13 protein-coding genes and 1 pseudogene are annotated in these 15,501 nt (G+C 42.0%); 10 read left to right on the top strand and 4 right to left on the bottom strand.

Annotated features, from left to right (window positions below; all coding sequences use genetic code 11):
• The first annotated feature begins 25 nt into the window (after nucleotides 1-25).
• The 8 genes from IQ246_RS22945 to IQ246_RS22980 all read left to right on the top strand — a co-directional run bounded on the left by IQ246_RS22945 (nucleotide 26) and on the right by IQ246_RS22980 (nucleotide 8,247).
• Nucleotides 26-169, top strand: coding sequence for a hypothetical protein (locus IQ246_RS22945; protein ID WP_194005641.1), 144 nt, complete (start codon nucleotides 26-28; stop codon nucleotides 167-169).
• Nucleotides 170-373: 204 nt separating this feature from the next.
• Nucleotides 374-2,599 carry an FdhF/YdeP family oxidoreductase gene (locus tag IQ246_RS22950; RefSeq protein WP_194005642.1) on the top strand — a complete coding sequence of 742 codons (2,226 nt, stop codon included), beginning with the start codon at nucleotides 374-376 and terminating at the stop codon, nucleotides 2,597-2,599.
• A gap of 51 nt (nucleotides 2,600-2,650) precedes the next feature.
• Nucleotides 2,651-3,340: a Uma2 family endonuclease gene (locus IQ246_RS22955; RefSeq protein ID WP_194005643.1), complete on the top strand. Its 690-nt coding sequence runs from the start codon at nucleotides 2,651-2,653 to the stop codon at nucleotides 3,338-3,340.
• A gap of 87 nt (nucleotides 3,341-3,427) precedes the next feature.
• The gene (fdhD, locus tag IQ246_RS22960; protein ID WP_194005644.1) at nucleotides 3,428-4,267 is read left to right on the top strand and encodes a formate dehydrogenase accessory sulfurtransferase FdhD; all 840 of its coding nucleotides are present in this window, start codon (nucleotides 3,428-3,430) and stop codon (nucleotides 4,265-4,267) included.
• Nucleotides 4,268-4,324: 57 nt separating this feature from the next.
• Nucleotides 4,325-4,861, top strand: a complete 537-nt coding sequence (locus IQ246_RS22965; RefSeq protein WP_194005645.1) for a VOC family protein — start codon at nucleotides 4,325-4,327, stop codon at nucleotides 4,859-4,861.
• A gap of 131 nt (nucleotides 4,862-4,992) precedes the next feature.
• Nucleotides 4,993-5,370, top strand: a complete 378-nt coding sequence (locus IQ246_RS22970; RefSeq protein ID WP_194005646.1) for a VOC family protein — start codon at nucleotides 4,993-4,995, stop codon at nucleotides 5,368-5,370.
• Nucleotides 5,371-5,414: 44 nt separating this feature from the next.
• Complete coding sequence (ylqF, locus tag IQ246_RS22975; RefSeq protein WP_194005647.1) at nucleotides 5,415-6,299, top strand: ribosome biogenesis GTPase YlqF; 885 nt, start codon at nucleotides 5,415-5,417, stop codon at nucleotides 6,297-6,299.
• Between the two features lie 724 nt (nucleotides 6,300-7,023).
• Nucleotides 7,024-8,247 (top strand): glycosyltransferase family 4 protein, encoded by a 1,224-nt coding sequence (locus IQ246_RS22980; protein ID WP_194005648.1) that lies wholly within the window; start codon nucleotides 7,024-7,026, stop codon nucleotides 8,245-8,247.
• Nucleotides 8,248-8,292: 45 nt separating this feature from the next.
• On the opposite strand, the gene IQ246_RS22985 is transcribed toward IQ246_RS22980, so the two are convergent.
• The 4 genes and pseudogenes from IQ246_RS22985 to IQ246_RS23000 all read right to left on the bottom strand — a co-directional run bounded on the left by IQ246_RS22985 (nucleotide 8,293) and on the right by IQ246_RS23000 (nucleotide 11,590).
• A complete protein-coding gene (locus IQ246_RS22985; RefSeq protein ID WP_194005649.1) occupies nucleotides 8,293-8,655 on the bottom strand; it encodes a hypothetical protein in 363 nt (120 codons plus the stop codon).
• Between the two features lie 206 nt (nucleotides 8,656-8,861).
• Nucleotides 8,862-9,836, bottom strand: a complete 975-nt coding sequence (locus IQ246_RS22990) for an N-acetylglucosamine kinase (RefSeq protein WP_194005650.1) — start codon at nucleotides 9,834-9,836, stop codon at nucleotides 8,862-8,864.
• Between the two features lie 14 nt (nucleotides 9,837-9,850).
• Nucleotides 9,851-11,122 carry an MFS transporter gene (locus IQ246_RS22995; RefSeq protein WP_194005651.1) on the bottom strand — a complete coding sequence of 424 codons (1,272 nt, stop codon included), beginning with the start codon at nucleotides 11,120-11,122 and terminating at the stop codon, nucleotides 9,851-9,853.
• Nucleotides 11,123-11,169: 47 nt separating this feature from the next.
• Nucleotides 11,170-11,590 (bottom strand): annotated as a pseudogene (locus IQ246_RS23000) (GxxExxY protein).
• 62 nt (nucleotides 11,591-11,652) lie between these two features.
• Here IQ246_RS23000 and IQ246_RS23005 point away from each other — a divergent pair.
• Together IQ246_RS23005 and IQ246_RS23010 are read left to right on the top strand one after the other, a co-directional pair.
• A complete protein-coding gene (locus IQ246_RS23005; protein ID WP_194005652.1) occupies nucleotides 11,653-14,622 on the top strand; it encodes a valine--tRNA ligase in 2,970 nt (989 codons plus the stop codon).
• 254 nt (nucleotides 14,623-14,876) lie between these two features.
• A complete protein-coding gene (locus IQ246_RS23010) occupies nucleotides 14,877-15,311 on the top strand; it encodes a hypothetical protein (RefSeq protein WP_194005653.1) in 435 nt (144 codons plus the stop codon).
• Nucleotides 15,312-15,501 lie beyond the last annotated feature (190 nt).

The raw sequence follows: 15,501 nt of genomic DNA on the forward strand, positions 1-15,501 counted from the left end.
GCTTAAGAGTGATCCATAAAAATAAATGCCCAGCCGTGTGTTGAAATTATTCGTGGGTGTTGAGGATCGCTTGTTTGACGGCTGGGCATTTATTTCTTGGCAGTATGCTAAAGAAACAGCAACTCAAATAAATTTATTTTCACTGCACCCGAAATCCCTAAGAGTGTAGACATTTGTCATACTTATTTTTTCAGAGAAAGTGCTTGCGTCGGTAAGCACTTTCTCTCACTCTAACAATGACTATCATTCTCTAATAAACATTTTCTGTTAAGTTTTTTTGAGTAATTTATTATTTGGAAGTCCCTAATGCTACTCATCTGCTACTCAAAACGCTAGCCTGAAAGAATCACTAACCTACTCTAGACACCGCGTTATGTTGCCAAAACCCAAAAAGCGTTGGACACCTGCAAACTGGGCAAGTTGGAAGCCCTTCGGCATTGGAGAACAGTACCCTAACAATTACTGGGAAGTCTTGCGAGCCATTTGGCTATCTCGTGACCAGCTGCCTTATGCGTGGAACATTTTGGACAAAGGTGTTTGTGATGGTTGCGCTTTAGGAACAACCGGAATGAAAGATTGGACATTAGATGGTATCCATCTGTGCAATGTCCGGTTGCGGTTATTGCGGATGAATACCATACCAGCTTTTGACCCTGCACTGCTAGAAGATGTTTCACAGTTGCAAAAGCAAAAAAGTGCCCAGTTACGAGACTTGGGAAGGCTTCCGTACCCGATGATGCGTCAACGTGGGGAAAAAGGCTTTCGCCGCGTTAGCTGGGATCAGGCTCTAGAAGTAATTGCTAGTCGCATCCGTGCTACCACACCAGACCGCCTCAGCTTTTACGTTACCAGCCGCGGCACTGTTAACGAAACTTACTACGCCACCCAAAAAGCTGTGCGAGCAATGGGAAGCAACAATATTGATAACGCTGCTCGTATTTGTCATTCTCCCAGCACAGCCGGGCTGAAGGCTTCTCTCGGTGCGGCAGCTACCACCTGTTCTTATAAAGACTGGATTGGTACTGATTTATTAGTCTTCATTGGCTCTAATGTTGCCAACAATCAGCCTGTCACCGTCAAGTATCTCCACTACGCCAAGAAAGCAGGCACTAAGATTGTGGTGATTAATACCTACCGCGAACCAGGAATGGAACGTTATTGGGTACCCTCGATTCCAGAAAGTGCCCTTTTCGGAACCAAATTTGCCGAAGACTTTTTTTTGGTAAACATGGGCGGGGACATAGCATTTTTAAATGGCACAATTAAGCACATAATTGCCAACGGTTGGGTAGACCAGTCTTTTATTGACTTGCACACAGCTGGTTTTGCGGAACTTAAGATATCACTAGAAAGCCAAGCTTGGGAAGAGTTAGAGCGACTTTCTGGAGCATCCCGCGATGAAATGTATGCTTTTGCCAAAATGGTCAAAGACGCAAACAAAGCTGTATTTGTTTGGAGCATGGGCATTACGCAGCATGAATGTGGCGAAGACAATGTACGAAGTATCATCAATCTTGCTCTTACTAAAGGTTTTGTCGGTCGGGAAGGCTGCGGTTTGATGCCGATTCGTGGTCATTCTGGGGTGCAGGGTGGCGCAGAGATGGGATGTTACGCGACTGTTTTTCCTGGTGGTAAGTCCATCACTCCAGAGAATGCTGCACATTTGAGCCAACGTTGGGGTTTTGCAGTACCAACAACTAAAGGTTTAATTGCTCCAGAAATGATTGATGCAGCACACCGGGGACAATTAGATGTGTTGTTCTCTGTAGGGGGAAATTTTCTAGAAGTGCTACCAGAACCAGATTATGTGGAAGGTGCGCTGAAGCAGATACCGCTACGAGTGCATGTAGATATTGTTCTCTCCAGCCAGATGTTAGTGGAATCGGCTGACACAGTGGTACTTTTACCTGCTACTACTCGCTACGAAATACCTGGAGGAGTAACGGAAACCAACACCGAACGCCGAGTGATTTTTAGCCCAGAAATTCCGGGGCCGCGTATTGGGGAGGCGCGTCCAGAATGGGAAGTGTTTATGGAGTTGGCAAGGCGGGTGCGACCAGATTTGACAGACAAGCTGGTTTTTGCTGATACTGCTGCTATACGCCAAGAGATTGCCCAAGTCGTCCCACAATACGCTGGGATTCAACACTTGCAGCAGGCGGGAGATCAGTTTCAGTATGGCGGGTCACATTTGTGCTTTGGTTGGAACTTTCCCACACCAGATGGCAAGGCGCACTTTGGGGTATTGTTGCCACCACAGATAGAATTACCAGAGGGCTGTTTTTTAGTAGCAACGCGCCGGGGTAAGCAGTTTAATAGTATGGTGCAAGAACGCAAAGATGCAATTACTGGGGCGGTGCGCGAGGCAGTGTTAATAAATGTAGAGGATGCGGTAAAGTTGGGATTAAAAGATGGCGATCGCGTCATTCTTAAAAATGAGTTAGGCGAGTTACGCTGTCAAGTATATATCGCACCAATTCAGTCACGCAACTTGCAAGTACATTGGCCAGAAGGGAACATTCTATTAGATAAAACTAAGCGTTCTCTAGAAGGAGTTCCCGATTATAACGCAGTAGTAAGCTTGGAAAAACAAACTTAAAATATTAAAACTACTGCTACGGTAAATTTATATCACCAGAAACCTACAGCCATGTCTGTCGCCAAAGATTTTGAACCGCCAAAAGATGTAATATTTCCTCCAGCAGATTTATATAGTGAAGAACCACAGTTGGAAAGCTACTTACATTTACAGCAAATGCTGCTGTTATTGAAATGCATTGATTGGTGGTGGCGAGACTACAACAACTTTTTTGCCGCTGGCAATCTTAGCATTTATTACAGCCCACGCCAGCGGAAGTCAGAAGACTTTCGAGGCCCAGATTTTTTTGTAGTGCTGAATACTGAACGCAAACCCCGTAATAGTTGGGTTGTTTGGGAAGAAGATGGCAAATATCCAAATTTGATTATAGAACTGCTTTCCAATTCAACAGCAGCGACAGACAAGGGCTTAAAAAAACAAATTTATCAAGATATCTTTCGCACTCCAGAATATTTCTGGTTTGACCCAAATAATTTAGAATTTGCTGGTTTTATCTTGGTTGGTGGTACTTATCAGCCTATAGAATCTAACCCCCAAGGTTTATTGTGGAGTCAGCAGCTAAGCTTATATTTGGGTGTTCATGAAAATCAGTTGCGCTATTTCAATGCAGAAGGACAGCTAATTCCTACACCTGAAGAATTCGCCGAACAAGAAGCACAACGTGCTGAACAAGCAACACAACGTGCTGAACGTTTAGCAGCAAAATTGCGAGAATTGAATATTGACCCAGAAAATTTATAAAAGTTGATAATGTCGAGAATTTTAAAGTAGGCGATCGCTGCCAGGAATTTGTGATTAAAATGCTGATTTATACCTGGAAAAAGCTAAATGACTAAGCCTCCAGGAAGTAAGACTAAAGCTACAGTCTGGGTGGTAGAAAAAGGTCAAGCACGAACCCGTTTAGACTATCTCACCACCGAAGAACCCCTAGAAATTCGCCTCATCCCTTCCCAAAAAACGGTAGCTGTAACGATGCGAACACCAGGGGCAGATTTTGAACTCGCTGCTGGTTTCCTCTACGGTGAGGGCGTGATTAGCTGTAAGAAAGACATTCAACGTATGAGCTACTGTGTGGATGACTCAGTTGATGGTGAGCAGCGCTACAATATCGTCAATGTGGAACTCAGAGATGGGTTAATTCCAGATTTACAGCCTTTGGAACGTCACTTTTATACTAATAGTGCCTGTGGAGTTTGCGGTAAAGCTAGCCTTGAAGCTTTACATCTGCGGGGTTGTTCAGTGATTCCTTTAGGTTTAAAGGTAACACCCGACATCATTTACAGTTTACCGGACAAGCTCCGCGCCGCTCAAGGTATCTTCGCTGCTACAGGAGGTTTACACGCTGCGGCTACCTTCGATGCTCAAGGACAGCTGTTAAATTTGCGAGAGGATGTTGGACGTCACAATGCCTTGGATAAATTGATTGGTACAGCTTTTCTTAGTGACGAATTGCCTCTAAATAATCAGATTGTCATGGTTAGTGGACGCTCTAGTTTTGAAATTTTGCAAAAGTCTACAACTGCGGGAGTTCCAATTGTCTGTTCTGTCTCCGCTCCCAGCAGTTTGGCGGTGTCCATAGCCAAGGAATTCGGAATTACCTTAATTGGATTCCTGCGCGGAGAGCGATTCAATGTCTACACTGGATGGGAGAGGATAAACCCAGTTTAAAGAAACAGTGAAAAAAGGTTAAATAAGTAAAAAAAACATTACAAATAGGTGATTAATATGACAGATTTTCAAATCAAAGGAATCAATCACATTGCTTTGGTGTGTAAGGACATGGCACGCACCGTGGACTTTTACACTAATACTTTAGGCTTGAAGCTAATCAAAACTATTGCCTTCTCAAATGGAGGACAGCACTTCTTTTTTGATATTGGTAATGGAGATGCCTTAGCTTTTTTCTGGTTTCCCTCGGCACCAGAAGCAGCACCTGGCATTGCTTCTGTCAGACTTGACGCCTTGCAGACTGGTAATGCAACCACAGCGCATGGGTCATTAAACCATTTAGCATTGAACGTTCCGTTAGAAAAGCTGGAGGAATATAGAGAAAAATTGATTGCCAAAGGTGTACAAACAACGCCTGTTTTACACCATGCAGATGTCCCCTCTGGCTATGCTTTAGAACCCGATGAAAGTACATTTATTTCCTCATTTTATTTCTTCGATCCTGATGGGATATTGCTAGAGTTTGCGGCAAATGTGCGACCTTTGGGTGATTATATGCGAGATCTTCAGCATCAACCAGCTACAGCAAATTAGCTAAAAGAGGCGTTGCATATTTGCAGGATGATTTATTTTTATCCCTTGTGCAATGCCTAAAAATAACTATCACGCTATTGTGGCGAAATATATGGAAAAACAATATTTTACAGGAGCGATGTTTGGTAAATATGAGTTTCCAATATACTGATGTAATCGTCACTATAGCATCTCTTAATTTTGATATTCTGGTGCGTTTCTATACCGATTTCCTAGAACAAAACCCAGCATCTCTAATTCCGAACATTTATGCTGAGTTTCATCTGGTTAGTTTGCGATTGGGTATTTTTAAACCAAAGAACTCACACGCGTCTGAATTTGAAGCAAATGCCAAAAATAAGATAAGTTTATGTTTAGAGGTGAGTAACTTAGAAGATGCGATCGCTCACCTAACTGCTTTAGGCTATGCCCCACCAGGAAATATTTCTATTGCTTCCCACGGCAGAGAAATTTACGCCTATGATCCCGATGGCAATCGTCTGATTTTACATCAAGCACAAAGTTATTAGTCTTTACTAATGACAAATGACAAGTAACAAATGACAAATTACAAATGGCTATAACTCAAAACTATAAATTAAATCTGATTCAATGGTATCCAGGTCACATTGCCAAAGCTGAAAAAAATCTCAAAGAACAGCTCAAGCGTGTAGATGTGGTTTTAGAGGTACGAGACGCCCGGATTCCTTTGGCGACACACCATCCGCAAATAGGTGAGTGGGTGGGAAGTAAGGCGCGAGTATTGGTACTCAATCGGGTAGATATGATTTTGCCGCAAGTGCGATCGCTTTGGGTAGACTGGTTTAAGCGTCAAGGAGAAGTCCCCTATTTTACCAACGCTCAACATGGTAAAGGTATAGCAGAAATAGCGCAGGCAGCGCAAGCCGCTGGGGTAGAACTCAATCAAAGAAGACGCGATCGCGGCATGTTACCCCGTCCAGTCAGGGCTGTGGTAATTGGTTTTCCTAATGTTGGTAAATCGGCTTTGATTAACCGTCTGCTGGGACGGCGAGTGGTGGAAAGTGCAGCCCGTCCTGGAGTAACTCGTCAACTGCGCTGGGTACGAATTTCCGAGCATTTAGAACTGCTAGACGCTCCTGGTGTCATCCCTGCAAGAATGGAAGACCAAGAAGCGGCTTTAAAATTAGCAATATGTGACGATATCGGCGAAGCATCTTACGATAATCAGCTAGTAGCAGCGGCATTAGTAGATATACTTAACTACTTAGAAGCTGTAGCCACTGATTTATTACCGAAAAAACCATTACAGTCGCGCTATGAACTCGATTCTATATCTGACACTGGAGATGTCTATTTACACGCCTTAGCAGAGCATCGCTACAAAGGTGATGTAGAACGAGCTGCAAGGCAACTTTTAACAGATTTTCGCAAGGGATTGTTAGGTACACTTTCTTTAGAATTACCTCCTGACGTCTAAATAAGACTTTTCATCTGTTTTTGAGTAGCGAATAAGTGTAAGCTAATCGTCATTCATTTTTCCAGAATGATTCGTTTGTAGTAGGGGCTTCAGCCCTGCCTTTATGCAACTTAAATGCCGATTAGCTTAGGACTTTCACGGCTAGTCCTATTTACTCACTTTTGATTAATCTTTTGGACAAAACTATTGTAATTAAGTCTTTATCCAGTTTTTCACATATCAAGTTAATTACTTAATAGAATTAATTACCATTTTATTGGTTGGCATTAAGCTTTTTCAATTAATTTCATAAATTATTCTACCTATTTATACTCTATAAATATTGCTAACAAATAGCAGTTTAGCAAGTGCTTTATCTTTGTCATGTGCCTTGAGAATTATTGTATTGTATGCCTTAAGCAATTCATGAATTGCCCCTAGTTACCAAATTGAAAACAAAAACCTAAAAAAGACATAATTTACTTATTTATGTCTTTTTTAACAATTTGATAGCATTGATTTTTACAATGAGCTTCAATCAAAATTGCATTATTAGCCAAATAAAAGTTAACTGGTAAAAAACCGCCAGTTAACTTCACTTATTAACTAACTATCATCACATATTTAGGACTAGCGAAACTCGAAGACTCGGTTTTTTAACAAAAGTAGTGGCGCTGATTTTAACACCAAAATATTTTACAAATTTATATTAGTTCATACATCATTTTCACTATCACTATTAACTATGAAAATCGCTGTGATTGGTGCAAAAGGTCTACCTCCCAAACAAGGAGGTGTTGAGCATCATTGTGCGGAACTCTATACTCGCATTGCGGCACAGGGCCACACTGTGGATTTATTTGCCCGCTCTTCTTACACAGAAAATTCCTGGCTTGGGCATTACGACTTTCAAGGTGTTCGAGTTATTTCCCTACCTGGTGGAAATTTGAGAGGGGTGGATGCTTTTATTACTTCGGCACTGGGAGCAATCAGCGCCATCAGCAAGAAATACGATATTATTCATTTCCATGCTCTCGGCCCATCTCTATTCACTTGTTTACCCAAAATTGCCACCTCTGCAAAAGTTGTAGTTACTTGTCACGGGTTAGATTGGCAACGTGCAAAATGGGGTAGTTTTTCTACTCGTTTAATTCAAGTAGGAGAGAAAACAGCGGTACGTTTTGCTCACAAATTAATCGTAGTTTCTAATGTACTACAATCCTACTTTTGGCAAACTTATGGTGTGAGAACAGTTTACATTCCTAATGCTCCTGCCAATTACGGTGAGTCAGACCCAAATTTTACCTATGGAACTCAGCTAAATCTGCAACAAAAACGCTACATCATGTTTTTAGGTAGATTAGTACCGGAAAAGCGTCCTGACTTGCTTGTTGAAGCCTTCTGTGCGCTGAAACCTATTGGATGGAAACTTCTTTTGGTTGGAAGTGTCAGCGATACCAAATCCTTTACCGCCAGGTTATTGGAAAGAGTTGCGAGTAATCGAGATATTGTCTTAGCAGGCGAACTCCAGGGAACTCGTCTTTGGGAAATTGTACGGGGAGCAGGGTTGTTTGTTTTACCCTCTGATATAGAGGGGCTACCTCTGGCAATGCTAGAAGCTATGCGAGAAGGTATACCGGTGTTAGCAAGTGACATCCCACCCCACCAACAACTAATTAGTGATGGACAGGGAGTGTTTTTTGAAGCTGGAAATTTAGACTCTTTTATTCGTTCTTTGGACTGGGCAATTTGTCACCCTCAACTGTTAGTAGCAATGGCTCAGAATGCACAAAGGAATGTGCAATTGAATTACACTTGGAACAATATTACTGATAACAACTTGAAACTGTATGAAACTCTTTCTAATACTGTAGCTACAGATAATGTGAGTGAGTATCCAGTTTCAGAAGATATACAAGTTTTAGGAAAATATACGGAGGATATCAAAAGTATGCACCACCTACCATAAGAATTTTTGCAACACAACCATCTGAACTCACCCAACAGCATAAAGTCAAAAGTAACCACATTGTGTTGTAGTGTATGGCTTAAGTATGTTGGCAACGATATGTTTTTGTCCTGCAAATTCTCTGCCATAATAACCATCATCAAAACCACGACCAAATTCCCCGCCAGCAGTCCGTGGCTTGTAAGCCTGTCTTTTTTTAGCGCTATTTTTTCCTTGGCGGTAGCCATCAGCATAAGCTTGAGGATGATAAGCAGGGTCTTCGTCAACAAGCCATTCAGTAGTAGGATAGCAGTAGTTTAATGGACGTGTATAATATGGGCGATTGTGAGCTTGAGTAGGCTGATTGTTAAGTAGAAATCCAGCAGTGGTGGCTAAAGCGACTAGACTCACTGTAATAATTTTTTTCATAGTTTTAGTCTCCAGAGTTCATTAACTCCTGATATTTTTAAGATATCGTGGAGAATGTTCAAGCGACATCATCAATCACTGTCATCTGCACAAGATTGGCTATTCAGTTTAACGCGAGTTCGGCGATACAAGTGGACTATAGGTGATTTAGGCTTAAAGTGAGAGAATAGGCCGCAATAAACTTTCAGGTCAAAAATAGCGAAGCTTCAAATTCTCCCTCCATCCACTAAACTCTTCAACGCCAATAAACCCGCACCATAAGCAGGTTCATGTTTCGGAAAAATTACTTTTATCCCAATAAATTTATTAATAATGGATGCTGCAAATTTTTCATGCATTTTTGAGCTACCACGCCATACACTTCCAGTTGTGACTACTGCAAAAACATCTCTATGATTAAAAAGTGCTTCAATTACTGTGGATGTGGCTTTTACCAAATCTTCTACAGCATCGTTAATTATGCTATTTGCCACTACATCACCTGACGCTGCTGTAAAATCTACGATTGGTGCTAAAGCAGCTATCTGTTTAACTCCCCATCCTCGCCGATATATTACTTCTATTAAATCCTCAATATTCTCCAAACAAAGATGCTGTTTAAAAACTTCTATCAGACTAGTTGATATCTCACGTCCATCATAGGCTTTTAATGCTGCTTGCATACCAGCAACAGCGATTTTATAAGCACTGCCTTCATCTCCTAAAATATATCCCCAGCCGCCAACTCGCTTGGTATTTCCCTGATGATTTCGCCCAAAAACTATCGAACCAGTCCCTGCTGCAACTACAATTCCTACATCATGACCAATTCCACCGACTAAAGCAATCAAAGCATCGTTAAAAATCACAATATTAGATGGTTTTAATGCCCAGTTTATATACAAATAACTTCTATTTTGTAGATCTTTAACTAAATCTTTTACTACTTTGATATCTGCGATACGACTTACACCTGCTAAACCTAAACAGATTGCTTCAACTTTTATAAATTTTATCCTTTGTGCTGCTTCATCTACAGCAGAATGAATTGCTGATTCAATAGATTGTAAAGTTGCTTCAATACCTATACTCTGATAATTAGACGGGCCGGCTTCACCGCGACCTAGTACCTGATATGAATCATCCATCAACACACAAACAGTTTTGCTACCGCCGCCATCTATTCCCAAAACATAACTCATAAGCTGTAATGATATTAATTATTTGGGCGCTTCGATTCTTCTTTTAAAGGAATAAAAAAGAGAGCAATCATACCAGGAATAGTGAGGAAACAAACTAATACAAAAAATAGTGGATATCCAAGTGCTTTTTGCAGATAACCGCTAACTAATCCTGGAAGCATCATCCCTAAAGCCATAATTCCAGTGGATATAGCAAAATGAGAAGTTTTGTATTCGCCGTGGCAAATATACATTAAATAAACACTAAAAGCTGTAAACCCAAAACCATATCCGAATTGCTCTAAAGAAACCAAAGGATACACTAATCTAAGTGAAGGCTTTGTGTAAGCCATGTATACATAGAAAACATCAGGTAAATTCAATGCTAAAGCCATAGGAAATAAACACTTTCTTAACCCATATCTAGAAATTAGCAATCCTCCTAAAATTCCGCCGCAAATCAGGGAAATTACTCCAAATGTTCCGTAGACTAATCCAACGTCTGATGTTGATAGACCTAGGCCACCTACTTCTGGTTTATCCAGTAAAAATAGAGAGGCTATCTTGACAAGCATTGCTTCGCCAAGTCGGTAGAGCAATATGAATGCTAGGATAGCTGCAATTTTAGGTTGAGTAAAATACGAAGTAATAATTGACCAAAATGGTATCTTTTCTGTAACTTGTAATTGTCGTCGATTATCTAACTCAGGTAAAGGTAAGATTAGGCGGTGAAAGATAAAAATTATCGCTAAAATTAAAGCAGAGAAGCCAATAGCTATAGTCCAGCTTAAAGGAATATTGTTGAGATATACTTCGATCTGTCCAGCTAGGACTACTAAAATTCCAGAGCCAAATATAACAGCAAGTCTATAAAAAAGTGAGCGAATGCCAACAAAAAAGGCTTGTTGTTCTGGGGTTAAAGCTAGTAGATAAAAGCCATCTGTAGCAATATCATAAGTTGCAGAAATAAATGCTCCTATTGTCAATGCTGTGAAGGAGATGAAAAAGAAATTTGGTAATTGTAAACAAAAAGCTACTAAACCTAAACAGCAGAATGTGGCAAATTGGGTATAAAGTATCCATTTGCGTTTAGTAGAGTAGATATCGACAATTGGACCCCAAAACATTTTGATGACCCAGGGTAGGTAAAGGAAACTTGTCCACAAGGCGATTTGAGTATTATCTATTCCTAGTTTTTTGTAGAAGATAACGGAAACTGTGTTGATGATGACGTAAGGTATGCCGGAAGCGAAGTATAGGGTGGAGATGAAAGTAAAAGGGGAAGTAGAGGTTGTTTGGTTTTGCATGGATTTATTTAACGAACCGCAGAGGCGCAGAGGGCGCAGAGACAGAGTTAAGAGAGAATGATGCGTTTAAGTCCGTCTTTTAGGAACGTGACATTGAAATTGATGAGAAGGGCGAGGGGATGTTTAGTCATTTTAAGGTAGGAGAGAACTTGGGCTTGGTGAACAGAGGTTAGCTTGTCAACAGCTTTCAATTCAACAATCAGAGCACCACCTACAAGAAAATCTAATCTCCCCTCGCCCACAGGATGACTTTTGTACCTTACTGCTACTGGATGTTGAGGCTCATAAGATATATTTTGTAACCTAAATTCCACCTCTAAAGCCTTTTGATAAACCGACTCCAAAAATCAGGCCCCAATAACCGATGCACCTCCATAGCAGTCCCAATTACCTTTCCTGTCAGCCGATACAATCTTCTCCCAACTCTCTTCTCTCTGCGTTCTCTGCGCCTCTGCGGTTCGTTTCCATAAAACCCTCTCCAACCCTGTGGCAAAATTTATTAGAGTCCTTCCATAGTTAGTTTGCACCGCATGACCGCAAATATCCCCAATCTCCCTAGCCTCTATGACCCCTTTTCCACAGAAGCCAAGTGGCAAAGATTCTGGGAAGAAAACCAAATTTACAAAGCTGACCCCAACAAAGGTGGTGAACCCTACTGCATTGTTATCCCACCACCTAATGTCACTGGCAGTTTGCACATGGGTCACGCTTTTGAGAGTGCGTTGATTGATACCCTTGTGCGCTACCACCGGATGCAGGGGCGTAATACCCTGTGGTTGCCCGGAACTGACCACGCTAGTATTGCTGTGCATACGATGCTGGAAAGGCAACTCAAGGTAGAGGGAAAAACTCGTAGCGAGTTAGGACGCGATCAATTCTTGGAACGCGCTTGGCAATGGAAGGCTGAATCTGAGGGAACTATTCTTAATCAGCTGCGACGCTTGGGTGTCTCGGTGGACTGGTCGCGAGAGAGGTTTACCTTAGATGAGGGTTTATCCAAAGCTGTTGTAGAGGCATTTGCTCGCCTCTATGAGGAAGGCTTAATTTATCGTGGTGAGTACCTAGTTAACTGGTGTCCAGCTACTCAGTCGGCTGTGTCTGATGTGGAGGTGGAAACACAAGAGGTCAATGGGAATCTTTGGTACTTTCGCTATCCTCTTACAGATGATTCTGGTTATGTGGAGGTGGCGACAACTCGACCAGAAACAATGCTAGGCGATACTGCCGTGGCAGTTAATCCCAATGACGATCGCTACAAACACCTAATTGGCAAAACTGTAACTCTGCCAATCCTACACCGAGAAATTCCCATAGTTGGCGATGAATTTGTTGATCCCACTTTCGGTACAGGTTGTGTAAAGGTGACACCTGCCCATGACCCCAACGATTTTGACATGGGTAAGCGTCACAATCTGCCGTTGATCAACATTATGAATAAAGACGGCACGCTCAACGAAAATGCTCAGGAGTTTCAAGGACAAGACCGCTTTGTTGCCAGAAGGAATGTGGTTTCTCGCCTAGAAACAGATGGCTTTTTGGTGAAGATAGAAGATTATAAGCATAGCGTTCCTTATAGCGATCGCGGTAAAGTTCCCATTGAACCCCTCCTCTCTACTCAATGGTTTGTCAAAATTCGCCCCCTAGCTGACAAAACTCTAGAATTCCTCGACCAGAAAAATGCTCCAGAGTTTGTCCCCCAGCGCTGGACAAAGGTCTATCGTGATTGGCTGGTAAAACTCAAAGATTGGTGTATCTCTCGCCAACTGTGGTGGGGACACCAAATCCCCGCTTGGTATGCTGTCAGTGAAACGGGTGGGCAAATTACTGATAACACGCCATTTGTGGTGGCGAAATCGGAAGCGGAGGCTTGGGAAAAAGCGAAATCACAATTTGGCGAACATGTCAATCTACAACAAGACCCAGATGTGCTAGATACCTGGTTTTCTTCTGGACTCTGGCCGTTTTCAACTTTGGGCTGGCCGGAACAAACTCAAGATTTAGCGACTTACTACCCTACCACCACCTTGGTAACAGGCTTTGACATCATCTTTTTCTGGGTTGCCAGAATGACGATGATGGGTGGGCATTTTACCGGGGAAATGCCTTTCCAAACCGTTTACATCCACGGCTTGGTGCTGGATGAAAAAGGTCAGAAGATGTCTAAGACTAAAGGTAATGGCATTGACCCGCTGTTATTGATTGATAAGTATGGTACTGATGCTCTGCGCTACACCCTAATTAGGGAAGTTGCTGGTGCGGGACAAGATATCCGGCTAGAATACGATCGCAAAAAGGATGAATCATCCTCAGTGGAGGCGTCCCGTAATTTTGCTAATAAGTTGTGGAATGCCGCCCGGTTTGTGATGATGAATTTGGATGGACAAACTCCGCAACAATTGGGTCAACCAGTAGCCACAGAATTGAGCGATCGCTGGATTCTTTCGCGATATCATCAAGTTGTCAAGCAAACCACTAATTACATTGACAACTACGGTCTAGGGGAAGCCGCCAAGGGATTGTACGAATTTATTTGGGGCGATTTCTGCGACCAGTATATTGAACTGGTTAAATCTCGCCTCCAAAATGATGCAGACCCCGCATCCCGCAGAGCAGCACAACAAACCCTTGCTTACTTGCTGGAAGGGATTTTGAAACTACTTCATCCCTTTATGCCGCATATTACTGAGGAAATTTGGCAGACTCTCACCCAACAACCAGCAGATTCCCAGCAAACTTTACCTTTACAAATCTATCCCCAGGTAGATGCGAAATTAATTGATCTAGCTTTAGAAGAACAGTTTGAATTACTAATTGGCACTATCCGCACGATTCGGAATTTACGAGCTGAGGCGGATATCAAGCCAGGGGTAAAAGTCACAGCAAATTTGCAAACTGCAAGCGAAAAGGAACGGCAAATCCTTACTGCTGGACAGTCTTACATTAAAGATTTGGCTAAGGTTGAGACTCTAACTATTACCGGCGAACCACAAAGTCAAACCGTTGCTGCTGACAAACCTCAGAGGGGTTTGAAGACGATTGGCTTGATTTTTGTGGGGATTGTCTTTGCTAGGTTGGGCTTGGCTGTAGGGAATGCGATTGATGATATTCCTGTTGTGGGAACTTTCTTTGAAATAGTTGGTTTTGGTTACACAGCTTGGTTTGTTAGCCAAAATTTCCTGAGTACACAAGCTAGACAAAAGTTCTGGAGACAGTTTTTCCCACAAACACAAGAATCAGACAATGCGATCGCTGGTGTAATTGGTACAATCCAAGTGCTAATTCCCCTGGCTGGTGTGGTGGATACCGCAGCAGTTAGTGCCAAACTGCAAAAACGCCTCACCAAGGTAGAAGCAGAAATTAACGGACTCCGTGCTAGATTAAGCAATCCGAAGTTTGTTGAACAAGCACCTACTGATGTGGTACAAGCAGCGCGGGAAGCCTTAGCAGAGGCTGAAAAACAAGCGGAAATTTTGCGCGATCGCTTGAAGGGGTTGTTGTAGACATCGCCTACGTAGTTTAGGATAACTGCAATGGGTAATGAAAAAATATGAACTATAAATTTTGAATGATGAATTAGATTTATACTTCATCATTAACAATTCATAATTTTATTCGCAATTACCCATTACAAATTAACTATCCCCAAAAAAGAAATTAAAAAAATATTTTTAATTTTGTGGAAAGTCGGGTGGTGTCGATTTCTGTCCTGCTCAACTTTCCAAAACGAATTTTGAATCGGAGCAAAGCAACTGTCATGCTATATCTAGCCCAGGTGCGTAAAAACGATTTTTTAGACCAGCAGCAGTTACGCTTGTTGGCGCGTCAGGAAGCTGAAAACTTCTGGGTAATAATTCCCGAAGAGGCTTTCATTTTGCTGGGAAAAGGAAACACTATGAGTGAGAAATTACTGGTTTTAGTGGAACTCTCGCCTACAGGTGATATTGAAAGACTAGAGGATGCTACCATCTGGGTACTTGAAATGGTACAAAATTACCTCACAATTGGCATTACGCCAGAATTTTTGCAGCAAGAAGCCGAGCGAGCGGAACACTGGCGACAATCTCTGACGTTGCAAAACCAAGACTTGGCGCGTCGTTCCTTAGAATTAGAAGCTCGTCGCGAACAAATTCAAGCCCTAGAGGAAACCCTCAAACGCGATAAAAATGCTTATTACAAGGATGAAGCATGAAGTAAAAACACTCTTGCATCTCTATTACCAAATAATTCGTAATTAAAATCTCTAATTACGAATTATAGCGGTTATCAGTCCAGTGCAGTACACTAGGAGAGAGCAATTGTACTGATAACTGGTCGGTATGAAACCCTACTCTCTCGACTTGCGCCAGAAAATTGTTGATGCTTATGCCTGCGGTGATATT

Source organism: aff. Roholtiella sp. LEGE 12411 (assembly GCF_015206995.1).
Taxonomy (GTDB): domain Bacteria; phylum Cyanobacteriota; class Cyanobacteriia; order Cyanobacteriales; family Nostocaceae; genus Komarekiella.